23 protein-coding genes and 1 pseudogene are annotated in these 20432 nt (G+C 35.4%); 4 read left to right on the top strand and 20 right to left on the bottom strand.

Annotated elements, in window-relative coordinates:
• Positions 1–11: 11 nt before the first annotated feature.
• The 8 genes from murD to mraZ all read right to left on the bottom strand — a co-directional run bounded on the left by murD (position 12) and on the right by mraZ (position 8435).
• Entirely contained in the window at positions 12–1349 is a 1338-nt protein-coding gene (gene murD, locus WH267_RS21025; protein WP_340010773.1) for a UDP-N-acetylmuramoyl-L-alanine--D-glutamate ligase, read from the bottom strand.
• 54 nt (positions 1350–1403) lie between these two features.
• Positions 1404–2645, bottom strand: a complete 1242-nt coding sequence (mraY, locus tag WH267_RS21020) for a phospho-N-acetylmuramoyl-pentapeptide-transferase (RefSeq protein WP_115972057.1) — start codon at positions 2643–2645, stop codon at positions 1404–1406.
• 43 nt (positions 2646–2688) lie between these two features.
• Positions 2689–3066: a four helix bundle protein gene (locus WH267_RS21015; RefSeq protein ID WP_340010771.1), complete on the bottom strand. Its 378-nt coding sequence runs from the start codon at positions 3064–3066 to the stop codon at positions 2689–2691.
• 41 nt (positions 3067–3107) lie between these two features.
• On the bottom strand, positions 3108–4568 hold the full coding sequence (locus WH267_RS21010; protein WP_340010770.1) for a UDP-N-acetylmuramoyl-L-alanyl-D-glutamate--2,6-diaminopimelate ligase: 1461 nt from the start codon (positions 4566–4568) through the stop codon (positions 3108–3110).
• A gap of 59 nt (positions 4569–4627) precedes the next feature.
• A complete protein-coding gene (locus WH267_RS21005; protein WP_340010769.1) occupies positions 4628–6619 on the bottom strand; it encodes a penicillin-binding transpeptidase domain-containing protein in 1992 nt (663 codons plus the stop codon).
• A complete protein-coding gene (locus tag WH267_RS21000) occupies positions 6603–6968 on the bottom strand; it encodes an FtsL-like putative cell division protein (protein ID WP_027372881.1) in 366 nt (121 codons plus the stop codon). The genes WH267_RS21005 and WH267_RS21000 overlap by 17 nt, the downstream gene beginning before the upstream one ends.
• 67 nt (positions 6969–7035) lie before the next feature.
• Complete coding sequence (rsmH, locus tag WH267_RS20995; RefSeq protein WP_340010767.1) at positions 7036–7929, bottom strand: 16S rRNA (cytosine(1402)-N(4))-methyltransferase RsmH; 894 nt, start codon at positions 7927–7929, stop codon at positions 7036–7038.
• A gap of 47 nt (positions 7930–7976) precedes the next feature.
• Positions 7977–8435: a division/cell wall cluster transcriptional repressor MraZ gene (mraZ, locus tag WH267_RS20990; protein ID WP_123320173.1), complete on the bottom strand. Its 459-nt coding sequence runs from the start codon at positions 8433–8435 to the stop codon at positions 7977–7979.
• Between the two features lie 272 nt (positions 8436–8707).
• Between mraZ and WH267_RS20985 the strand changes: the two genes are divergently transcribed.
• From WH267_RS20985 to WH267_RS20975, 3 genes are all read left to right on the top strand, one after another.
• Positions 8708–9469 (top strand): alpha/beta fold hydrolase, encoded by a 762-nt coding sequence (locus tag WH267_RS20985; RefSeq protein WP_115972052.1) that lies wholly within the window; start codon positions 8708–8710, stop codon positions 9467–9469.
• A gap of 61 nt (positions 9470–9530) precedes the next feature.
• Positions 9531–10154, top strand: a complete 624-nt coding sequence (gene yihA / locus WH267_RS20980) for a ribosome biogenesis GTP-binding protein YihA/YsxC (RefSeq protein WP_340010766.1) — start codon at positions 9531–9533, stop codon at positions 10152–10154.
• Positions 10147–10599 carry a GNAT family N-acetyltransferase gene (locus WH267_RS20975; RefSeq protein ID WP_340010763.1) on the top strand — a complete coding sequence of 151 codons (453 nt, stop codon included), beginning with the start codon at positions 10147–10149 and terminating at the stop codon, positions 10597–10599. Before yihA ends, WH267_RS20975 begins: the two co-directional genes overlap by 8 nt.
• Before the next feature lie 48 nt (positions 10600–10647).
• Here WH267_RS20975 and WH267_RS20970 read toward each other — a convergent pair whose 3' ends face one another.
• From WH267_RS20970 to WH267_RS20935, 8 genes and pseudogenes are all read right to left on the bottom strand, one after another.
• Complete coding sequence (locus WH267_RS20970; protein WP_340010762.1) at positions 10648–10797, bottom strand: hypothetical protein; 150 nt, start codon at positions 10795–10797, stop codon at positions 10648–10650.
• Between the two features lie 204 nt (positions 10798–11001).
• Entirely contained in the window at positions 11002–11160 is a 159-nt protein-coding gene (locus WH267_RS20965; protein WP_340010760.1) for a hypothetical protein, read from the bottom strand.
• 24 nt (positions 11161–11184) lie between these two features.
• Positions 11185–11343, bottom strand: a complete 159-nt coding sequence (locus tag WH267_RS20960) for a hypothetical protein (protein WP_340010759.1) — start codon at positions 11341–11343, stop codon at positions 11185–11187.
• A 266-nt stretch (positions 11344–11609) separates the two neighbouring features.
• Entirely contained in the window at positions 11610–11930 is a 321-nt protein-coding gene (locus WH267_RS20955) for a hypothetical protein (RefSeq protein WP_340010757.1), read from the bottom strand.
• Positions 11931–11997: 67 nt separating this feature from the next.
• Positions 11998–13066, bottom strand: a pseudogene (locus WH267_RS20950) (type I restriction endonuclease).
• A gap of 123 nt (positions 13067–13189) precedes the next feature.
• Entirely contained in the window at positions 13190–13855 is a 666-nt protein-coding gene (locus WH267_RS20945) for a response regulator (RefSeq protein WP_115972045.1), read from the bottom strand.
• A gap of 12 nt (positions 13856–13867) precedes the next feature.
• Positions 13868–15538 (bottom strand): tetratricopeptide repeat-containing sensor histidine kinase, encoded by a 1671-nt coding sequence (locus WH267_RS20940; RefSeq protein WP_340010756.1) that lies wholly within the window; start codon positions 15536–15538, stop codon positions 13868–13870.
• A 66-nt stretch (positions 15539–15604) separates the two neighbouring features.
• The gene (locus WH267_RS20935; RefSeq protein ID WP_340010755.1) at positions 15605–15817 is read right to left on the bottom strand and encodes a hypothetical protein; all 213 of its coding nucleotides are present in this window, start codon (positions 15815–15817) and stop codon (positions 15605–15607) included.
• A 383-nt stretch (positions 15818–16200) separates the two neighbouring features.
• Here WH267_RS20935 and WH267_RS20930 point away from each other — a divergent pair, with 383 nt between their 5' ends.
• Complete coding sequence (locus WH267_RS20930) at positions 16201–17013, top strand: hypothetical protein (RefSeq protein ID WP_340010754.1); 813 nt, start codon at positions 16201–16203, stop codon at positions 17011–17013.
• 114 nt (positions 17014–17127) lie between these two features.
• Here WH267_RS20930 and WH267_RS20925 read toward each other — a convergent pair whose 3' ends face one another.
• The 4 genes from WH267_RS20925 to WH267_RS20910 form a co-directional block, all read right to left on the bottom strand.
• Entirely contained in the window at positions 17128–17277 is a 150-nt protein-coding gene (locus tag WH267_RS20925) for a hypothetical protein (protein ID WP_340010753.1), read from the bottom strand.
• 44 nt (positions 17278–17321) lie between these two features.
• On the bottom strand, positions 17322–17876 hold the full coding sequence (gene msrA / locus WH267_RS20920; protein ID WP_340010752.1) for a peptide-methionine (S)-S-oxide reductase MsrA: 555 nt from the start codon (positions 17874–17876) through the stop codon (positions 17322–17324).
• A 270-nt stretch (positions 17877–18146) separates the two neighbouring features.
• Positions 18147–19115: an ROK family protein gene (locus tag WH267_RS20915; RefSeq protein WP_123320162.1), complete on the bottom strand. Its 969-nt coding sequence runs from the start codon at positions 19113–19115 to the stop codon at positions 18147–18149.
• A 79-nt stretch (positions 19116–19194) separates the two neighbouring features.
• On the bottom strand, positions 19195–20406 hold the full coding sequence (locus WH267_RS20910; RefSeq protein WP_123320161.1) for a PepSY-associated TM helix domain-containing protein: 1212 nt from the start codon (positions 20404–20406) through the stop codon (positions 19195–19197).
• Between the last annotated feature and the right edge of the window lie 26 nt (positions 20407–20432).

The raw sequence follows: 20432 nt of genomic DNA, 5'->3' as shown, positions 1-20432 counted from the left end.
TTGGCTTTTGGCTAATTGCCATTGGCTTTTAATACCTGTTCTTTAAACTGGCGTCCTCTGTCTTCATAGCTTTTGAATAAATCAAAGCTTGCACAGCATGGAGAAAGCAGAACGGTATCTCCTTTTTTAGCCAGTGATTTTGATATTTTCACGGCTTCTTCCATGCTTGAAGTATCATAGATGAACTCTTTTTTATCTTTAAAGAAATCTATAATCTTCTTATTATCAATTCCAAGACAAACAATTGCCTTTACTTTTCTTTTGACTAAATCTTCAATTTCGGTATAGTCATTTCCTTTATCTAATCCGCCAACGATCCATACGGTTGGGGTTTTCATACTTTCCAAAGCGTAGTAAGTGGCATTCACATTGGTTGCCTTACTGTCATTGATGTATTTTACACCCTCTGTTTCTGTAACGAACTCCAATCTGTGTTCTACAGCCTGGAATGTCATTAATGAATGTCTTATGCTTTCGTTATTTATTTTCAATATCTTACCGGCAATAGATGCAGCTAAGCTATTGGCAACATTATGGTTCCCAAGTAGGGATAATTCCTCAACTTTCATTGAGAATTCATCCTTCATTTTTACCACAATCTGATCGTCATTTACAAAACCCCCTTCAGGAAGTTGTTCCTTTGTGGAGAAAGGAATCATCTTCGCTTTTATTTCTAGTTTTTCAAGCAGGTTTTTGCTCATTTCATCATCTTTGTTGTAGATGAAGAAATTATCATTTTCCTGATTTTCAGTAATTCTGAATTTAGCCAAAGCATATTCCTCATAGTTGTAATTATACTGATCCAGGTGATCCTGAGACAGGTTCAACAATAAAGAAATATAAGGTCTGAAGTTCTGAATATCATCTAACTGGAAAGAGCTTACTTCCAGCACATAATATTCGTGGTTTTCATCAGCAACCTGTTTTGCAAAGCTGTAGCCTATGTTTCCTCCTAAACCTACATTTAATCCATCATTTTTCAGGATATAATAGATCAGGGAAGTGGTGGTGGTTTTTCCGTTGCTTCCTGTAATGGCAATGATCTTAGCATCTGTAAATTCAGAAGCAAATTCAATTTCTGAGGAAAGTCTTATTCCTTTTTCATGAATTTTATTGATGATCTCAGCTTTTTTCGGGATTCCCGGGCTTTTTACGATCCAGTCAGCATTTAAAATCCTTTCTTCATCGTGGTTTCCTTCTTCAAATTCAATTCCATTTTCGGTAAGAAACTGCTTATAGTTATCTTTAATGGCTCCTTTATCTGAAAGAAATACTTCCAGACCTTTATTTTTAGCCAAATAAGCAGCTCCACATCCGCTTTCTCCTCCTCCTAAAACAACTATTTTCATATTATTTTGATTTAATGATTAAAAGACTCAATCTTTTAATTTTTAAATTAAGGTTTATCTCATTTTTAAGGTGATCAGACAAACAATTGCGAGTATTACTCCAATGATAATCATTCTGTTTACGATTTTACTTTCGTGAAATCCATCTTTCTGATAATGGTGGTGTAATGGTGACATTTTGAATAGTCTATTGTTTTGGGCATATTCCAGCCCGTATTTTTTCTTTCTGTATTTGAAAACGATTACCTGAAGCATTACAGACAGGTTTTCGATCAAAAAGATTCCACATAAAACAGGAATCAATAATTCTTTTCTCAAAATAATCGCTAACACGGCAATAACTCCTCCCAGCATTAAACTTCCTGTGTCTCCCATGAAAACCTGGGCAGGATAGGTGTTGTACCAGAAAAATCCAATTACAGCTCCTACCATTGCGACTGCGAAAATGGTGGTTTCTCCCATATTCGGAAGGAACATAATATTGAGATAGTCTGCAAAGATGATGTTCCCTGAAAGATAGGCGAATAGGGCAAGGGTGAGCAGTATTATGGCACTGGTTCCTGCTGCGAGACCGTCTATTCCATCCGTTATATTGGCTCCGTTCGAAACAGCCGTTACAATAAAGATAACGATAGGGATAAAGACAATCCATGCCCATTCGTGGGCATCTTTTTCATTCATCCAAAACAGGATTCCGCTATAATCGAATTCATTGTTCTTTGCAAAAGGTACTGTAGAAACTGTGATTTTCTCTGTAGGCATGAAATTCTGCTCTACATTGTTTCTGTTCACTACTTTTGCATCAGCATATTTTCTCTTAACGGTAATGTCCGGGTGGAAATACATTGTAATTCCGACAATTAAGCCTAAACCAACTTGTCCTACAATTTTGAATTTACCGCTTAGTCCGTCTTTATTTTTCTTTATTTTCTTTAAATAATCATCCAGGAATCCAATAGCTCCCATCCAAAACATTGAAACCAACAGTAAGACAATATATACGTTGGTAATTCTTGTAAATAACAATACCGGAATAATGGTTGCCAAAATAATGATAAGCCCTCCCATAGTAGGAGTTCCTTCTTTTTGTTTTTGGCCGTCCAATCCAAGATCACGGACTAGTTCTCCCATTTGTTTTGTTCTCAGGTAGTTAATAACTCTTTTTCCGTAGACAAGAGCAATAATTAAAGAGAACAATACCGCCATTCCGGCACGAAAGGAAATGTATTTCAACAATCCTAATCCCGGAATGTGAATTCCATGGTCGGTTAGATATTCGTATAGATAGTATAGCATGTTTCTGTTTTTTATTATTTAAAAATTTAATTTATTTAAAGATTTAAAGATTGGGTTTCTCAATATTTTCACTTAAATACTTAATAAAGTTTGATATGTTTGAAGAAATTTCTCTCGAAAGGGTAATGATTTCTTCTGCTTTATTTTGGCCACCTAATTTTAATCTTCTGCTTACAATCAGCATGCTTCTTACTTCAGCACAGCTGCCTTTTGCAATTTTTAAATATCTAATAAATTGTCTGTTATTGTTATATTCTGAGCCTTCCGCAATATTGTTGCTAATTGAAAAACTCGCTCTTTTTATCTGGTTATTAAATTCAAATTCTTTTTCAAAACTTTGACTTTGAAGAAATGAATAAACTTTTTCAATAAGATCTAAACTTTTGATATATACTGGAAAATTTTTAAAATTCTTAGTCATAATCAAATTTTTAAATCTTTCAATGAATTCAATCTTTCAATTTACTTGGACATTAATTTCCAAAGCTCATTAATTACTTCTTTGTCATCAAAATGATGTTTTACACCATTTATCTCCTGATAATTTTCGTGGCCTTTTCCAGCTACGAGAATAATATCTTTAGGTTCTGCAAACTTTATGGCCATTTTTATGGCTTCTTTTCTGTCCGGAATTGAAGTGTATTTGCTGAAATACTGAGGTTCAACACCTGCTTCAATTTCCTTTATAATCTGCCCCGGATCTTCTGTTCTCGGGTTATCTGAAGTGATGATTGCCAATGTTGATTTTTTAGAGGCAATATTTCCCATTTCAGGTCTTTTGGAGTGGTCTCTGTCTCCTCCGCAACCGAAAACGGTGATTAATCTTTCGTTTTTGGTTCTGATATCGTTGATGCTGTCCAGAATGTTTTCTAAGGCATCCGGTGTGTGTGCATAGTCTACAATAAAGAAAATCCCACCGTCTGACTTCATCGTTTCAAATCTTCCGGAAACTCTTTTTAACTTACTGATGGCTTGCAGGATTTCGTCCTGTTCAAAACCAAGTTCTTCTGCAATTCCAAATACAAGCAATAGGTTGTATACATTGAATTTACCAGTCAATGTTGTCCAGAATTCTTTTCCGTTGAAGTTCAGCAGCATTCCGTTGAAATCCACTTCCAGTAATTTTCCGTGGTAGTCTGCCATTGTTTTCAAAGCGTAAGACTTCTTTTTAGCCTTTGTGTTCTGAAGCATGACATTACCGTTTTTGTCATCCACATTGGTGATGGCTACAGCCGTATCTTCTAATTCATCAAAGAATCTTTTTTTCGTTTTTAAATATTCTTCGAATGTCTTGTGATAGTCTAAATGATCGTGGGTAAGATTGGTGAATCCTGCTACTTTGAAGTATAATCCTTCAATTCTGTTTTGAGCAATTCCGTGAGAACTTACTTCCATGAATGCAAATTCACATCCTTTCTCTACTGCTTCAGCTAATATTTTGTTGATGGTAATAACATCCGGAGTGGTATGAGTAGCCGGGATAATTTCTTCTCCAATTCTAATTTCAACGGTTGATAATAAAGCAGAATCATATCCTAAATTTCTGAAAACATCAAAAAGCAGGGTAGAAACAGAGGTTTTTCCATTGGTTCCTGTAACTCCGATCAGTTTCAGTTTTCTAGACGGATTTCCGTAGAAGTTAGAAGCAAGGTGACCTAAAGCTTTAGAAGAGTCTTTCACTTTGATATAAGTTACGTTTTCTGCCAGCGTTTGAGGGAATTCTTCACAAACAATTGCTGTTGCTCCTTTTTCAATAGAAGAAGTTATGAATGAATGTCCATCCACAACTGTTCCTCTCATCGCAATGTAAAGAGAGTTCTCGGTAACCTTTCTGCTGTCGAATACCAGTTCGGATACCTCACGGTTGTTGTCACCGTGGATTTCTATTACTGGGATTCTGTTTACTAATTCTGTTATTATCATTTTATATCAATAGGACTTTATCCTATTTTGGCTTAAATTGTCTCTTTGAGACTCTGTTTTTAATTCTGCAGAGATAAATATATTCTCTGGTTCTTACTGATCGTTGTGCCTTCTAATGGGAACTGTTCTTTAATTCGTCCAACTCCTTTAAAATCGACACGGTATCCTAAATTTTCCAATTGCGGGATGACATTTTTACCGATTAATCCTACGACATTGGGCATTTGCTTATCATTGACTGCTACTTTTACATTAGGTTCAACCATTTTACTCAGGTTTACCTTTTTGTCTACGAGCATTTCTTTTTCAATGTTTTGTGGTGTTTTCAGGAAGGTTTTTCCTGCTATTTCCTTAAACACCGGTGCTGCTACAGGTCCTCCGTAGAATCCAATCGACGTATTAGGTTCGCTTACCATCACATAACATGTATATTTTGGAGCATCAGCCGGATAGAATCCTGCGAATGATGCACGGTATTTCATTGGGCCAGGAAGCCAGTATTCAAATCTTGCGGTTCCTGTTTTTCCTGCCATTTTAAGGTTGGGAGTGAAGATGCTTCGTCCTGTTCCTTTTTCTACAGCTTTAGTTAAGGCATTGGTCATCATTTTGATGGCTTTCTCAGATGCCATTTTGTTGACCATTACTTCAGGTTTTGCACTGTACATTACCTTTCCGTCTTTCATGATCTTATCAATGAATAGCGGCTTAAGCATTTTACCTCCGTTAGCCACCCCATTGTAGAATGTTGCCAGCTGCAGCAGGTTAACATTGGAAGAGTATCCAAATGAAATAGAAGCTAATGTTGCTGCATTCCATCTTTTATTTTGTGGTGTTAAAATCTTCGGTTTTGTGATCCCCGGAAGTTCGATGTCCATTTTATCGAATAATTTCCAACGTTTCAAATGGTCAAGGAAGATCTGTGGTTTCTCGGCATAGAATTTTGTGATAAGTTTTGCTGTTCCTACGTTACTGGATTTTGCTAATACATCACTGATATCATAAGTTCCTCCGCCGTGGCCATCAGAAATTCTCTGCTTTGCGTATGTCCAAACGCCGTTTCCTACGTTTACGGTTGTATTCTCATCGATGAATCCATCATCCATTGCTGCTAAAAGCGAAATGGTTTTGAAAGTGGATCCCGGTTCAATATTATCTTTTAACGCATAGTTGTAAGAGTCTTCGTATTCTCCTGATTCATTTCTTCTTAAGTTAACCAAAGCACGTACTTTTCCTGTTTCTACTTCCATCACCACTACGGTTCCATGTTTGGCTTCGTAATGGATTAGCTGTTTCTGTAAAGCAGAGTGTGCTATGTCCTGAATTCTAAGATCTAGAGTTGTATATACATCTTCTCCATCAATGGGTTCCTGAACTTTCCAAAAATCAATAGGTTTCCATTGGGAAGAGTTGATTCTTTGTTCTAACCTTTTCCCGTCAGTACCTGTTAAATGCTTTGAGAAAGCTCCTTCCAATCCGGATTTAAGTTCTCCGTTGTCCATACCAATGGTTCCGGCACCAATTTCTGAGGTGGCAAGCTCTCTTTTGTAGTTTCTGTCTACAATAAAACCTCCTTTGTTTTTACCTCTTTTAAAGATTGGGAAGTTCCTGATTCTGTCGTATTGGTCAAAATCAAGTCCTTTTACCAAGGTATAATATTGATTTTTCTTTTTCTTCTGCTCGTCAAATTTTTGTCTGAACTCTCCTCTGGATTTTCCGAACATTTTACTCAGAGAGTCCGTTAATGCTCCAATGTTGTTGGTGTAGATCGTATCTTTCATCGTTTTGAAGTCAAGATAGATGTCATAGCGCATTACGGTTGTGGCCAAAATAGATCCATCGGAGGCAAATAAATTACCGCGGGCAGCCTTTAAAGTGGCTTCACGATAATTTTTGTTAATGTAATCGTCTTTAATTTCCTGGACATTGGTATTCTGAAGAATTACAATCCTTGCCAAGAACATTACAAACACGCACAAAGCTACCACTGCAAAGAGGTAGCCCCATCGTAACGTTTTTTTACGTTTATTGTCGTATTCATTTTGCTTTTGCATCTGTACTGTCCAGTTTTATTAGCAATTTATGAGGGTGGTTTTCGAGGGTCATTAAAGAGTCCCGCGCAACCTCTTTCCCCAGCTCTGATTCCATTTTTACTTTGATCAGCTTACTCTGGGCGTAAGCATTTCTCGATTTGTATTCTTCTGTTTCTTCCTTTAAGGCGTTTACAATTTTAATTTTTTTATTGACGAGATGGTTACTGTAAATCATAGCCATCATCAGGATAAACAACAGGAGAAAATACTTATAATGTATTTTGATCTCATCACGATTCAGAAAGTTTCCTTTTATAATGTCTATAAAAGTGAGTCTTTTCTGGGGGCGATTTGTTGTTCTTTTTGCCACTGTTCTTTTTATAATTGATGGATGATAAATGATAATTCTGAATCGTTTATCACTTATATTTTATCATTTATACTTTTATTCCTGTTCTCATTTTTGCACTTCTTGCTCTTGAGTTTTCTTCAATCTCCTTATCGTCCGGGATGATTGCTTTGCTCTTAACCAATTCGAATGCCTTTTTATAATTTCCGTAGATATCTCTTTCCGGTTCTCCTTCAAACATTCCGTTTTTTAGGAATCTTTTTACCAAACGGTCTTCTAAAGAATGGTAAGAAATTACTACTAGTCTTCCTTCCGGTTTTAAAACATTGTAAGCCTGAACCAGCATTTCTTTTAATACTTCAAGTTCCTGGTTTACTTCTATTCTTACTGCCTGAAAAAGCTGTGCATAGAATTTATTCACTTTATGAGGCGGAAGATAGCTGAAAAGCTTCTTCAAATCCTCTGTGGTATTTATGGTTTTTGTTTTTCTGTGATGAACAATATCTCTTGCCAGCTTTCTTGCTTCTCTTAATTCTCCATAGTAATAAAAAATATCTGCAAGTTCTTCTTCGCCATATTCATTAATTACTCTTTTGGCATCAAGACTCTGCATCACATTCATTCGCATATCTAAAGGAGCATTGCTTCTTGTAGAAAATCCACGGTCTGCTTCGTCAAACTGATGAGAAGAAACTCCCAAATCAGCCAAAACACCATCAACCTGAGGTACTCCATACATTAATAAAGAGTTTTCCAGAAATCTGAAATTCTGATTCACTAATGTAAATCTGGGGTCATCAATTGTATTTTTAAGCGCATCCAGATCCTGATCGAAGCTGAACAGTTTTCCTTTGTCAGAAAGTCTGCTCAGAATCTCCCTTGAGTGGCCGCCACCTCCAAAGGTGCAGTCCACATAGATTCCGTCAGGATTCGTCACCAAATCATCTACACTCTGCTTCAACAAAACGGGGTTATGATACATGCTTAATTGTGTTTTTTATTAAATAAAATCTTTAATAACCGCTACAGCTATTCTTCATCGAAAGAGCCCATTACATCTTCGGCAAGGCTGGCAAAATCAATTTCATTGGTGGAAATTACCTGTTCGTAGGCATCTTTATCCCAAATTTCAAAGAGTTCTCCTGCACTGGTAATCACAATATCTTTCTGAAGATTTGCGAAAGTGGTCAGGTCTTTTGAAATCTGCAGTCTTCCTGCATTATCCAATTCTACTGTTTTTACTCCTGCCGTAAACATTCGTATGAAATCAGCATTCTTTTTTATGAATCTGTTCAGTTTATTAATTTTGCCCATCAGTTTATCCCATGCATTCATTGGATAGACCTCCAGACAAGGTTGGAACACAGATCTTTTGACTACAAACGCCTTGTCTTCGAAGTTTTCCATCTGTTTGATTAAAGATGAAGGGACTTTTAAGCGGCCTTTGTCGTCAATTTTACACTCATATGTTCCAATGAAATTTTTCATTTGGGACAAATTTATATAATAATTTCCAAAATTTCCCACTTTTTCCCACTTTTTGACTCAATGTTAATAAGTTTTATTAAAGATTGAGTTATAAGAATGTAATTAATTGATATGTAGGCGGTTGTTAAAACTGTTATTTAGGCCATAATAAAGGGATTTTGAAAAAAAAAGTTAAAAAGGAGAATATTATATTATTTTTATCTTAAATTAGGATAATCAAAATATTTTTGAGGTTTAATTTGTATTTTTGCAAGGCTTTATTAAGGCATTATATGATATTTAGTACAAAAAAAGAAAAGAAATATTCCTATGTAGAGGCTGGGGAAGGACGTCCATTAGTGCTGTTGCACGGGTTAATGGGTGGTTTGAGTAATTTCGATAAAATGGTAGATTTTTTTTCGGACAGAGGATTCAAAGTATATGTTCCTCAGTTGCCTATCTATGATTTACCAGTACTCAATACGAATCTTACCACTATCGCGAAATATATCATCAAGTTTATAGAAAGTCATATTTCAGAACCTGTTACCATTGTTGGAAATTCAATGGGGGGACATGTAGGGCTTATTTTGACCTTGGCTAGACCTGATCTGGTAAAGAATCTGGTTCTTACGGGTAGTTCAGGCTTGTATGAAAGAACTTTCGGTGACAGTTTTCCAAGAAAGAATGACAGATCTTATATCAGAAAGAAAACAGAAGAGGTTTTTTATGACCCGAAAGTTGCTACTGAAGATCTTGTAGATGAAGTTTTTGCTGTAGTGAATGACAGAATGAAAGGAATAAAAACGGTAATGCTGGCCAGGAGTGCCATCAAACACAATATGCTGAACGATCTTCCGAAGATCCTGACGCCAACATGTCTGATCTGGGGAAAACAGGATAATGTAACTCCGCCAGAAGTGGCTGAGGATATGCATAAGTTTATTCCTAATTCGGACTTGTTCTGGATAGATCATTGTGGTCATGCTGCCATGATGGAAAAACCAGAAGAATTTAATGAAATCCTATACAACTGGGTAAAAGATAAAGTTTAAAACATATAAATGACCATTAAGAGCTTTTCTTAATGGTTTATTTTTCTAAAATATATTCAAAATGATTATTAAGACAGCAACGTTTGTAAAAAGTAGTGGAAAATGGCAGGATTGTCCTGAAGCTAATCTTCCTGAATATGCTTTTATCGGAAGATCCAATGTAGGAAAGTCTTCATTGATCAACGCCATGATGAATCATAAGGATTTGGCCAAAACATCACAGACTCCCGGAAAAACTCAGCTGATTAATCATTTTCTAGTGAATGAAAATTGGTACCTTACCGATTTACCGGGATATGGGTATGCAAAAGTTTCAAAGTCTCTGAGAAAGGATTTTGAAAAGCTGATTACCAACTATATTCTGAACAGGAGAAATTTGGTGAATCTTTTTGTGTTGGTAGATTCAAGACACAATCCGCAAAAGATTGATCTGGAATTCATCCAGTGGTGTGGGGAGAGTGGGGTTCCTTTTTCAATTGTTTTTACCAAGTCAGATAAGTTAAAGCCAGGCGAGGTTATTAAAAACTTTGAAAATTATAAATCGGAACTGCACAAAACATGGGAGGATCTTCCTGAATTATATATTACTTCCGCTGAAAAGAAAACAGGTGGTGATGAGATTCTGAAGTTTATAGACACAACGAATGATTTTTTAATTCAAAATAGTGTAAGCTTCGATGAGTAATAATATGATCTGGAAAATCAAAACTTTTGATGAATTTACGGTGCCTGAGCTATATGCTGTATTGAAGGCCCGTATTGATGTTTTTGTTATTGAGCAAAACTGTCCTTATCCCGACCTTGATAATTATGACCAGAAAGCGGTTCATATCTGGGCAGAAGAAAATGGGGAAGTACTTGCATACTGCCGTATTTTTGATAAAGGAATAAAATATGATGAAACTTCTATTGGAAGGGTATTAACAACGGAGAAGGCTAGAGGAAAAAGCTTAGGTAAGCTGTTGATCAAATATGCTGTTGATACGATAGAAAATCGTTTTCATACTTCTGAGATCAGAATTTCAGCGCAGGATTATCTGCTGAAGTTCTATGGTGATTTTGGTTTTGAAGATACCGGAAAGAAATATCTGGAAGATGATATTCCGCATACGGAAATGATTAGGAAATAAAATAAAGAAGGCGTCTCGGATGAGATGCCTTCTTTATTGCTTTACAGATTATAGTTGGTTATTGAATGGAGGAGGAGTTTGTCCAGTATTACCCGTAACAGGACCTCCATCCTGAACCTCAGTAACTTCTTTTACATTTTCAAAACCTGATTTGATTGTAGTAGTATTCTCTCCAGAACCTACTAGGCTAAATAGCATTAAAATAAATTGAATCATTATTATAAGTGTTTATTATTTTATTTTTTAGGAGGAATTGGTTGTGTTTCTCCTCCCGTATCAAGCGCATCTCCCAAATCTTTACTGTTTGAAATTGTCATACAGGTTTGGCTATTATTATACATATTGTTATTCGGGAGACTAATCCCTAACAGTATTAATAAAAATTGTATCATAGTTCTTATATTATATTTTAGGAGGGCGTACAGGACCTGTATCACCTCCGGTATCAATCCCTTCTCCTGGATTTTCCGTGGATTGTATTGTTATTGATGGTTGAACATCATTAGGCATATTGTTATTTGGGCATATAAATCCCAATACCATTAAGATAAGCTGTATCATAACTGTTGAATTAAGATTGAATAATTATTTTTTAGGAGGTGTTTGGGTTGTTTCTCCGCTGGTATCAAGATGATTTCCAATACTTATGCTATTAGCCGTTATTGTAACCGGGTCAATATTTGTTGTATTTGCATTGCTGTTTGGATCTATGAATCCTAACAAGATTAATAAGAATTGTATCATCGTTATTATTTTTTAGGTGGAACTTGAATTGTATCTCCTCCCGTATCTAATTCTTCCCCAATATTCGTGTTTTGTAGTATAGGGGAACCTTGGGAAATAGTAATGGCATTTACATTGTTACCAGGAAATACTAGACCTAGTAATGTTAATAAAAGCTGGATCATATTATTAGAATTTAGTTCCCGAAAATACTAAAAAAAGCGAAGATTTTCTTCGCTTTTTACTGATGTTGATATATTGAGTGTTTTTAGTTTTTTCTTTTTTGTTTAGTTGCAGCCAGAACAATAAGAACGATCTACATATTGTTTACTGTTTCCGGAGTAATAATAACAACCTCCTCTTGAGCCAACGTACAATTGGTTACCGTTATAGGTACATCCCTTACTTCTGGAACTCGAAGAATAAGATCTTGGAGAAGAATAGCTTGATCTTGTTGACCTGTTTTTTCTGCTGGTTTTTGTTTTTCCTTTTCTTGGGTTTTTGGTAAGTAATTCTTTTGTTGAAGTAATGCTGGATGTAGAGGCTGAAAAGTTAGTAGGTAATAAAAGTCCAAGGCCTAGGAGACCTGTAAAAAGTAGTTTTTTCATAGTATTTGTTTTTTGTTATATAAAAATAGTTTTCATGGTTATTGAAGAGCATTTTATTGTTGTAATGTTAATAGTTTTCTAAAGTTTTGTGAAGTTCTTCTCTAAAATTATAGATATCATCAAGGCTGTTGAGTAGGGTCTTTTCACCAGAATCCTTTCCATTATGGAATGTTTCAATATATTTATTTGCGGTATTAAAGTGAAGCCTGCAAAGCGGTTTTCTGTTATTGTCATCCAGTAAAATTCCAAAATAGGATAATGTGTCTCTATAGGCTATGCGTGTTGAGGGAAGCTTTTCTCTCATAATCGCTTTTACAATTTGAAATCCTTCAAGTTCTTCTTCAGTGGTAACAATTTTAGAATCATTATTCTCATCAATAGGCTGAGATGTTTTTAGATCATCATCTTGTTTTTCAATCTGTTCATTTATACTCAGAGCAGACTTAAGTCTAAAGCTAATAGATTCATTGATAGAGGTTGTCAATGCCTTTTTTGTATACTCTTTAAAAGAAAGTAATCTATTCGCTGTAATAGGCTTATCAAAGAATCTGTTTACTAAAAGTTTTACGATTTCATCAGAAGGAGTTTCAATTTCTTTTTCAAATTCTTTTCTGATAGCCTTAATATATTTTAGGGCCTCTGCAGAATCTAAAATACTTTCAAGATTATAGTCTTTCTTGGTAAAGTTTTCAAGAATCTTAATGGAACTGTCTTTTAAGTCTTCAATATTTATAGTGAAAAATGGTTTTTCATCCATAATATTAGGTTTCTCAAGATCAGTATAGAAATTATAAATAATACCGTTGGTAAGAACTCCAAATCTTGTTTTGGAAACATGATAATATCTGTGAAGCTGAGAATTATGAGCATCTGCATTTTCTTTCCAATGCTTACATTCAATGATAAAAATAGGCTCGTCATTGTTTTTAATCACATAATCTACTTTTTCCCCTTTTTTTTGTTCCAATATCACAAATGTGTTCAGGAACAACTTCTGTGGGATTAAATATATCATACCCTAAAATTTGTATAAAGGGCATTACAAAAGCATTTTTAGTTGCTTCTTCGGTAGCAATCTGATCTTTTAATGCTATTACTTTTTGTTGTAGTTGCTCAAGTTTAATCTTAAGATCCATGATGTTCTTTTTTATATTCCAAAAGTATGACCCTTTATAAGCCTATCCTTACGGGAAACCGTAACAACAAAAAGAACCTTTCAAAATTTTGAAAGGTTCTATAAAAGGTGAGGTATTTTTAATCTAAATAATTCCCAGATCTTTACAAAAAGCAACAAGCTGTTCGTTATTGGTGATGCCAAGTTCTTCTTTCAGGCTGTTCAGTTTCTTCTCTACACTGCTAAGACTATTGGGTTTTATATTGTTATTCTGAAGATACACAGGAATGTTTTTTTGAAGAACACCTTGTGAGAGGAGAGAAACAAGGGTGATATCGTATTCTGAAAATTCATAACTGTTTAGCTTTTTAACTTCCTGTTTAAGATCAAGGGACAGATAATTTTTACCTTCATATACCGAAGAAATTGCTTTTTTAAGGTCTTTAGCATCATTTCTGGCCTTTCGAACAAAACCATTGATTCCATATTCTGTAAAAAGGGAATTGATAATCCCGGATTTGTGCTCTGCAGAAAAGACAATCGTTTTCAGAGTGGGCTGTAGTTCTTTTATAGTTTTAATAAGTTCTTTGCCATCTTTAATCTTTTGTTCATGGTGATCTTCCTCAAAAGAGAGGTCAGTAATCAACAAGTCATATAAATCATTTTCCCGAATGGACTTTTGAATTTTGGCTACTGCATCATCACAATAATACACATAATCCGTATTGGAAATAGTAAGGTCTTCCAGTGTTCTCTGTACAGAAATACTGCTGCTTTCGTGGTCTTCGGCTATTAAAATTTTTTTGAACATTTCTTTATGATTTTAAGATGTGGGGAATGAAATATAGATTTTCAACCCTTTTTCTGTTTTATTGTCAAAAATAATGGTCCCCTCTATCTTTTCAATACGGGAAACCGTATTTGATAATCCCTTTCCATGGATAATATTTTCCGGGATACCAATGCCATTGTCTTTATATTGGATATGTATGAGGTTATTTTTTCTTTCAAATTTAAAAACTACAAGGCTGGCCTGACTGTGCTTTTTCATATTCACCAACAGTTCACGGATGATCTGAAAAATTTCACTTTGAACTGCTCCACTTACATCATCCCACAGATTTTGACTGTTTCCGGTAAGGAAGGGCTTTACATGGTCGCTCGTAAAGGAGCTAATGAGGTTGAATATTTTTTCGGCAAATTCAACGGTGTCACCGATATCCGCCTTTTCATAGGAAATATCCCTGGACTTTTCGTAAACAAATTCCAGTTCATCCAAAGCTTTGTCCTTATCAAAGTTCTCCTGATTTTCAATTTTTGTCATTACCTGATAAATACCATTAGCCACTACATCATGGACCTTTTTTGATATTTTGAGCTCGTTTTCTTTAATCTTTAATTCATTTTCTCGTTGTAGCCTTTTCTTCCTTCTTTTATAGTATACAAAACCACCTATAAGAAGTAGAGATAGGGCTCCTAAGCCAATATTCCGTTGAAGAAGCTGTACTTCTTTCTCTGCTTTCTGATATTTTAAGGTCTGATTTTCAGCTTTTTCTTTTTCCAGGCCATATCGGAAATAGGCAAACTGGTTTTTAGCTTTATTTCTCGAAATCTGTATGCTGTCATTAATAGACTGAAATTTTTCAAAATATTTGTTGTAATTATTTTTATCGATGATAATAATTTTCTGTAAGGCTTGCAGCTGATCTTCAGGATTATTAATTGTGGTAGCTGTTTGCAGCATTTTTTTAGCATATATAAGAGACTTCTCTTTATCCTTTGAAAAAAAATAATCTGCCAAGGTTCCATAACTTGAATTGAGGCCATCCAGGTTGTTGTCTTTTTCTCTTATTTCTAGTGCTGCATAATATTCTGGTAAAGGATTATAGCTATTGTCTGCAGTGAATTTGGCTCTTGCTAAATTATTAATTGCTCTTGCTCTATTTTCATGGTTTTTAGATAAAACTGCATAGTTTAAATATTTTTGGGCAAGTTTGAAGTTCTTTTGACTTATAAGAGCATTCCCGAGATTGTTATAATAGATATATTTCTTATCATCATCATCGTTGTATTTTAAAGCATATTGATAAAAAGTAATGGCACTATCCTGATTGTATAGAAATGCAGAAGCAATTCCCATATTATTGTAACTGGAAGACAGATCTCTTCTGGTAATACTGTCTTTCTCATCTTTTAGGAAAGTATTGGCTTCTGATGAGGATTCTATACTGCCATAAAAATCTCCATAATATGTTTGAATAATAGCCATGTTAATTAATGATTCGGCAGCTCCAATAGAATCGTTGATCTTTAAATATTCATCTTTGGCAAGGTTGTAATAATAAAAAGCGGAGTCGGAAATTTTTTTATCTCTGAATTCTCTTGCTTTTAGATAATATGCATTCTGGGTTTGGGATATTTTTGTTGCAGGTCTTTTTTCGGAACAGAAAAAAAGAGTTGTGAGGACAACAATAAATAAAAAACTTTTTTTCATGACTTCAGTTTAGAATGCAAAATAAGAAAAAGGATAGATTTTTACAATCTATCCTTTGTTTATTTGTTATGGTAAAGCATAGGGAGGAGGAGTCTGTCCTGTATTTCCTGTGGTATTGCCTCCACTTCCATGGCCGTTTCCATTACCATCACCTGTTTCCGCATCCGGATCTTCTTTGGCACTGAATGTTGTGATATTGGATTTTGGACTGTTGTTATAGTGTGTATTGACGTTATTATTTGTAAATGCTAAAAATAGCATCATGATAAACTGGATCATTGTTCAAAAAATTTATGGTTAAAGCATTCGTGTTCTTCCCTGCGAAACAGATCGCAGATAGGGGTACACGATTAAAAAAATTGAAGCGCTTCTAAATTTTTTGGGAAGTGAACCTTCAAAAACGGAGGAGAAACATCTGCTTCCCAACCCGGAGTTTTACCTCCGTTTTATCTGGTGATTTTGAAATCAGTTTTGTAAATTTGTTTTTGTAATGTTTTGTTTTTCACTGATTTTCTGAAGCAAAGATGCGACAAAGGATGACGCAGGTGTTAGTCACGTTTTGGACATTGATGGACACGAATTGGACAATGTGGGCTTTATGGAAATCCGTAATGTGGTATGATTGATAATCGCCTATTTTGTAAAGATTCAAAAAACTATATATGTCCAAGAAAAAACTACTAATTCATGAGGTGTTCAGAAAAGCACGCGAAGACTTTCCAAGTGTAGATACAAAGCATGGATGGTCTTTTGAACTTTCAGATTGTATCGAGAAAAATTGGGGGTTTATAATTAATAAAAAGACATTTAGCCGATATTATGATGACTGTATACGTGATAATGGAGAGCCTAATATAAGGGATGGAAAAATTCTTGATAAGCTTAGTCAATATTTAGGATATGAAAACTTTAATGACTTTTCCAGAACATTTGTGAAAAAAGATGAGGGTACTAATAAAACAACAGTAAAAATTAAGGTAGATGAACATGAAGAGTCATTGCCAGAAAAGCTGTCTAATATTATTATCAATATTACCAACGAGCAGCATTTCAAAATGCCGGAGTTTGTTAAGCAAAACGGACTGGGGATAGCCGGAGCTTTTCTGGTGATAAGTGTATTAGTTGGAAATTATTATTCATCAAGAAGTAAGAACAGTACACCATTAAGCTTTTTTGGTGCATCTGCTGATGAAAGAAGTTGTATGTTTTGGGATGATAATGAGTATAAGTTGGCCAATTGTGAAGATAAGAACCCTCAACGTAGTCTTATTCCGAAAGATACTATCCAATTGAGATATTTTAAACGGATTACAAGAAGGGATACTCTTACTGTAGATAATGCTTTAGGTACTACTTGGTACTCAAAGTTTAATGGAAATGTTGAGTTTTTTACCATGGATGGAGTAGACCCTGATACAGGGAGAGAATTAAGAGCTTCAACAATTTACATTATTGAAAAATATGCAGGATATTGAGCAAAAAAAAGCGGAATATAGAATATCCCGCTGTATCAATAAAGATTCATTATTTAAAAATGTAAGTACTAATAAGACCAAAATAAATTGAATCATATTTTTTATGCTGAGGTGCTATTTTCTTGGTGGTGGTGTTTGCCCAGTCTCTCCTGTTACAGGTCCACCATCATAGCTAGGCGGTACTACAGAGTAAGTTATTAATTGATTGTTATCACTTGTTATTGCATTGGCATTATTGTTTGGAAATGCCAAGCCCAAAAGCATTAAAATAAATTGAATCATACTATTATGGTTATACTGTTTTATGTTTACTCTGCATTCAGCATTCCCAGTTCTCCAAAATACTTTTTAAACTTCTGGATCTTAGGACCTACTACGGCACTACAGTAAGGTTGTGTAGGATTTTCATTGTAATATCCCTGATGATACTGTTCTGCCGGCCAGAATTTTTCAAGTGGAGCCAGTTCAGTTACATAAGTTCCGGCCCATCTTCCTGATGCCTGAGATAACTGGATTGCTTGCTCTGCCTTTTGTTTTTCAGCAGTATCTTTATAGTAAATTACGGAACGATATTGTGTCCCGATATCATTCCCTTGTCTGTTGAGTTGAGTGGGATCATGTAGGAAGAAGAAAACATCCATTAATTGTTCGTAGGAAATTATGGAAGGATTATAAGTGATCTGCACAACTTCTGCATGGCCTGTTTCACCGGTACACACCTCCTGATAAGTAGGATTGTCTTTGTGACCGCCAGAATATCCTGAGATGGCAGCATCAACGCCTTTTAACAGATTGAAACAGCTTTCTACACACCAGAAGCACCCGCCACCGAAAACGATGGTTTCTAAATTATTGTTATCCATTTTTGGTAATTATATTGTTTTATTGCATCTTTTTGAGTCTCGAGGACTGCAGAAAATGCTAATCAAAAATAAGAAAAACTTTATGGATTTCGATACGGATCTCATGAATTGTTTTGATAGATAATCCGAATGAAACAAAGAGAATTGCCAGTCTGTATAGAAGATTTTTTTTGCCACGAATTCACGAATAGAATTTAATCATTCGTGTATTAGTGGCAAAAAAAAGCGGTCTCATATTGAGATCGCTTTATATATTATTAAGTATATCAGTTATTTTTCCCAAACCAAAGCACTTGCTCCCAAAATAGCAGCATCGGCTTCGTTTAGCTCACTGAATACCAGTTTTACCTTATTTCTGAAGATAGGCAATAGATTCCTTTCCATGTGAAGTTTGGCAGGCTTTAAGATAAAGTCTCCCGCTTTGATCACTCCACCAAATAAAAGAATAGCTTGTGGTGAAGAAAACATCACGAAATTAGCTAATGCTTCCCCTAGTTTTTGTCCTGTATATCTGAAAACTTCAAGAGCAATCGGGTCTTCTTTCATCGCACATTCGTATACGGTTTTAGAATTGATCTCATCTTCAGGATATTGGTTCAGCATAGATTCCGGGAACTCTGCTCTCATTTTCTTAGCTGTGATCGTAATTCCTGTTGCAGAAGCATAGGCTTCTAAACTTCCTTCAGATCCTGTGCTCCAGTGTTTCCTTCCCCCTGGTTTTACAATAGTATGTCCCAGTTCTCCTGCAAAACCATCGTGTCCGTAGATGAGGTTTCCATTGGCGATAATTCCGCTTCCTACTCCTGTTCCCAAGGTAATCATGATAAAATCCTTCATTCCGCGTGCAGCACCGAAAAGCATTTCTCCCAAAGCAGCAGCATTAGCATCATTGGTTACCGTACAAGGCAAATTGAATTTTGCGGTCATCAGCTCAGCAAAAGGAATGACTCCTTTCCAGGGTAGGTTAGGGGCTAATTCTATTGTTCCTTTGTAATAGTTGGCATTGGGAGCTCCTACACCAATTCCGTCGAAGTGCTTTTCTGAGCCATGTTTTTCCATTAAAGGATAGGCATACTCATATAAAGCGTCGATGAAATCTTCTACTTTATCATAGGCATCGGTTCTAAGGTTTCCTTTATCCAGAACTTCACCGCGGTGGTTTACAATTCCGAACTTGGTATTGGTTCCGCCGATGTCAACTCCAAGGGCAACCTGTTTTGATAAATCTATTAATGACATTTCTATTATTAAATTCTAAGGGCTAAAATTATAAAAAAGATTGTATTAATAGCTTATTAACCTGGTATTATTTAAAAGATTAAGCTGTTTTTACTGTTTTTTTCTTTCTTCTTCCCCACCAGATCATAAAACCTGTCACCGGAAGTGAAGCACAGATAAGACTTACAATAAAAGCTATAATCTTCGTTGGAAGCCCTAAAATAGCCCCCACATGAATATCGTAATTGGCACTCACCACCTTTTCTCCGAAATTTTTATCCTTTGGATCATGGGTATGTAACAATTCTCCTGAATTTTCATCAAAAATAAGACTGCTGCTTTTGTGATAAGAATAGGACAGGTGTTTTACATAGACTTCAAAATTAGGATGCTCATGATCATCCATGTGTTCATGCCCAAGATCTATGGCAAAACCATTGGAGTCAGGGTATTTTTTTTCAACGGTACTGATGATCTTATCCAGAGTAGTCTCGGTTCTCATTTCTATCGGAGCCTTTGTTTTGATATGAGAAAAATCCGGATACTGAGTTTCTCCACCGGAAAATACTACATAGATCATCGCCTGAACGACAAAAAATGCATAAAATAGTCCTGTGATTGAAAAGATCAGCGCGAAAATTGAAGCGTAAAAGCCAAGGACATTATGAAGGTCATAATTCTTTCTTTTCCAGCTTTTAATGTTTTTCCATTTAAAAGAGAAGCGTTGTTTTCTTGCCGCTTTATTTTTAGGCCACCATAAAACAATCCCGGTAATGAGCATGATGATGAAAATGATAACCGGTATTCCTACTACATACGTTCCCCAGTCCTGCTTCAGAAGATAGCTCCAGTGTATCATTTTAACAATATTGAAAAACCCGTTCTTTTCATCATACACTCTGAGAACCTTTCCGGTATAAGGGTTTACATAAGCCTGTTTGTAGATAGGGAATTCATCAAAATAGTTCCAGGCATCCGTATTATGCTCATACCAGAAGAACATATAGGACATCTTTTTGTCTATAGGTACATTTACCCAATGGATTGGATATTTCTCTTTTACCTGTTCGGCAACAGCTTTTTCCATAGCTCTGATGGGAAGCACCTGCTTTTGCTCAATATTCTCTTCATGATGGTAGATTACATCCTTTCGGGTATAGTTTTCCACTTCATCCTTAAAGACATACAAAGCTCCTGTAACGGAGATAATAAAGATTAAAAATCCAATGACCAGCCCAAACCATAAATGGAGTTTGGCAGACCATTTTTTAAAGAATCCCGGTTTCTTTTTGTGATGATGATTTTTCTTCATATAACAATTAAAGTATCACAAAGATA

The sequence above is a fragment of the Chryseobacterium sp. MYb328 genome (assembly GCF_037572595.1).
GTDB lineage: Bacteria > Bacteroidota > Bacteroidia > Flavobacteriales > Weeksellaceae > Chryseobacterium > Chryseobacterium pennae.
This window is presented reverse-complemented; position numbering and strand designations above follow the sequence as displayed.

Excerpts from the sequence above, each read along its gene's own strand:
- murD (WP_340010773.1), bottom strand. The coding sequence starts at position 1,349 with ATGAAAATAGTTGTTTTAGGAGGAGGAGAAAGCGGATGTGGAGCTGCT.
- mraY (WP_115972057.1), bottom strand. The coding sequence starts at position 2,645 with ATGCTATACTATCTATACGAATATCTAACCGACCATGGAATTCACATT.
- WH267_RS21015 (WP_340010771.1), bottom strand. The coding sequence starts at position 3,066 with ATGACTAAGAATTTTAAAAATTTTCCAGTATATATCAAAAGTTTAGAT.
- WH267_RS21010 (WP_340010770.1), bottom strand. The coding sequence starts at position 4,568 with ATGATAATAACAGAATTAGTAAACAGAATCCCAGTAATAGAAATCCAC.
- WH267_RS21005 (WP_340010769.1), bottom strand. The coding sequence starts at position 6,619 with ATGCAAAAGCAAAATGAATACGACAATAAACGTAAAAAAACGTTACGA.
- rsmH (WP_340010767.1), bottom strand. The coding sequence starts at position 7,929 with ATGTATCATAACCCCGTTTTGTTGAAGCAGAGTGTAGATGATTTGGTG.
- mraZ (WP_123320173.1), bottom strand. The coding sequence starts at position 8,435 with ATGAAAAATTTCATTGGAACATATGAGTGTAAAATTGACGACAAAGGC.
- WH267_RS20985 (WP_115972052.1), top strand. The coding sequence starts at position 8,708 with ATGATATTTAGTACAAAAAAAGAAAAGAAATATTCCTATGTAGAGGCT.
- yihA (WP_340010766.1), top strand. The coding sequence starts at position 9,531 with ATGATTATTAAGACAGCAACGTTTGTAAAAAGTAGTGGAAAATGGCAG.
- WH267_RS20975 (WP_340010763.1), top strand. The coding sequence starts at position 10,147 with ATGAGTAATAATATGATCTGGAAAATCAAAACTTTTGATGAATTTACG.
- WH267_RS20970 (WP_340010762.1), bottom strand. The coding sequence starts at position 10,797 with ATGCTATTTAGCCTAGTAGGTTCTGGAGAGAATACTACTACAATCAAA.
- WH267_RS20965 (WP_340010760.1), bottom strand. The coding sequence starts at position 11,160 with ATGATACAGCTTATCTTAATGGTATTGGGATTTATATGCCCAAATAAC.
- WH267_RS20960 (WP_340010759.1), bottom strand. The coding sequence starts at position 11,343 with ATGATACAATTCTTATTAATCTTGTTAGGATTCATAGATCCAAACAGC.
- WH267_RS20955 (WP_340010757.1), bottom strand. The coding sequence starts at position 11,930 with ATGAAAAAACTACTTTTTACAGGTCTCCTAGGCCTTGGACTTTTATTA.
- WH267_RS20945 (WP_115972045.1), bottom strand. The coding sequence starts at position 13,855 with ATGTTCAAAAAAATTTTAATAGCCGAAGACCACGAAAGCAGCAGTATT.
- WH267_RS20940 (WP_340010756.1), bottom strand. The coding sequence starts at position 15,538 with ATGAAAAAAAGTTTTTTATTTATTGTTGTCCTCACAACTCTTTTTTTC.
- WH267_RS20935 (WP_340010755.1), bottom strand. The coding sequence starts at position 15,817 with ATGATCCAGTTTATCATGATGCTATTTTTAGCATTTACAAATAATAAC.
- WH267_RS20930 (WP_340010754.1), top strand. The coding sequence starts at position 16,201 with ATGTCCAAGAAAAAACTACTAATTCATGAGGTGTTCAGAAAAGCACGC.
- WH267_RS20925 (WP_340010753.1), bottom strand. The coding sequence starts at position 17,277 with ATGCTTTTGGGCTTGGCATTTCCAAACAATAATGCCAATGCAATAACA.
- msrA (WP_340010752.1), bottom strand. The coding sequence starts at position 17,876 with ATGGATAACAATAATTTAGAAACCATCGTTTTCGGTGGCGGGTGCTTC.
- WH267_RS20915 (WP_123320162.1), bottom strand. The coding sequence starts at position 19,115 with ATGTCATTAATAGATTTATCAAAACAGGTTGCCCTTGGAGTTGACATC.
- WH267_RS20910 (WP_123320161.1), bottom strand. The coding sequence starts at position 20,406 with ATGAAGAAAAATCATCATCACAAAAAGAAACCGGGATTCTTTAAAAAA.